This window comes from Rhodanobacter terrae (genome assembly GCF_042657005.1).
Taxonomy (GTDB): Bacteria; Pseudomonadota; Gammaproteobacteria; order Xanthomonadales; family Rhodanobacteraceae; genus Rhodanobacter; species Rhodanobacter terrae.
This window is the reverse complement of the sequence record NZ_JBHSNG010000076.1, coordinates 1-1077: the sequence shown is the minus strand read 5'-3', so window position 1 is coordinate 1077 and position 1077 is coordinate 1. Positions and strand designations below refer to the sequence as shown.

At 65.2% G+C, this 1077-nt stretch carries 1 protein-coding gene; it reads left to right on the top strand.

What is annotated here, in order from left to right:
* Positions 1 to 92: 92 nt before the first annotated feature.
* Positions 93 to 1055: an IS1595 family transposase gene (locus ACFPPB_RS20285; protein ID WP_377330471.1), complete on the top strand. Its 963-nt coding sequence runs from the start codon at positions 93 to 95 to the stop codon at positions 1053 to 1055.
* The last annotated feature ends 22 nt before the right edge of the window (positions 1056 to 1077 follow it).

Sequence of the window (1077 nt, the reverse complement as noted above, 5' to 3'; positions counted from 1 at the left end):
CCTGATTAGCCCCGACCCTCAGCCGCCTGTCGCATGATCTGCGACGCCCTCGGCGGACGATAGCGCCATCTTGGATACCGAGGTGATGCGCAATGGCCATGAATCCTGTGCAGTTCCAACCGGGCCTGTCGATGGTGGAGTTCATGCAGCAGTACGGCACCGAGGCGAAGTGCTATCGCGCGCTGTACCGGGCACGCTGGCCGCAGGGCTTTCGTTGCCCGTTCTGCAACGAGCGCCGGCGTTGCCGGTTCCGCCGAGGGGCGCAGGTCTATTACCAGTGCCGCGCGTGCCGGCACCAGACGACACTCCTCAGCGGCACGGTGTTTCAGGGAACCAAGCTGCCGCTGCGTACCTGGATGCTGGCGATCCACCTGCTGACCTCGACCAAGACCAACATGGCGGCGCTGGAGCTGATGCGGCACCTGGGCGTGAACTACAAGGCAGCCTGGCGCATCAAGCACAAGATTATGCAGGCGATGGCCGAGCGCGAGGCGCCGCGTCGGCTGTCGGGCTTCGTCCAGATCGACGACGCCTACCTGGGCGGCGAATTCAACGGCGGCAAACCCGGCCGCGGCTCGCCCAACAAGCAGGCGTTCCTGATCGCAGTGGAGACCGACGTGACGCTGGAACATCCGGCCCATGCCGTCATCGAGCCAGTGCGCGGCTTTGACAACGACAGCATCAAGGACTGGCAGGCACGGCATCTGGCGCCAGACGCGGAGGTATTCAGCGACGGCCTGCACTGTTTCCGCCGCTTCGCCGACGCCGGGCATGCCCACACCGTGCTGGAGACGACCGGCGGACGGACGGCCTGCGAGGTGCGCGGCGCGCGCTGGGTCAACGTGCTGCTGGGTAACGTCAAACGTGCGATCAGCGGGAGCTATCACGCCATCCGCCAAGGTAAGTACGCCCGGCGCTATCTGGCCGAGGCGGCTTACCGTTTCAACCGGCGTTTTCGACTGCGCGAGATGCTGCCGCGTCTGGCTCGCGCCATGATGCTGTGCAAGCCCCATGCGGAGCCGGTCTTGCGGATGGCTAGCAATTTTCATGGCTGAGGATCAGGGCTAATCAGGTGGC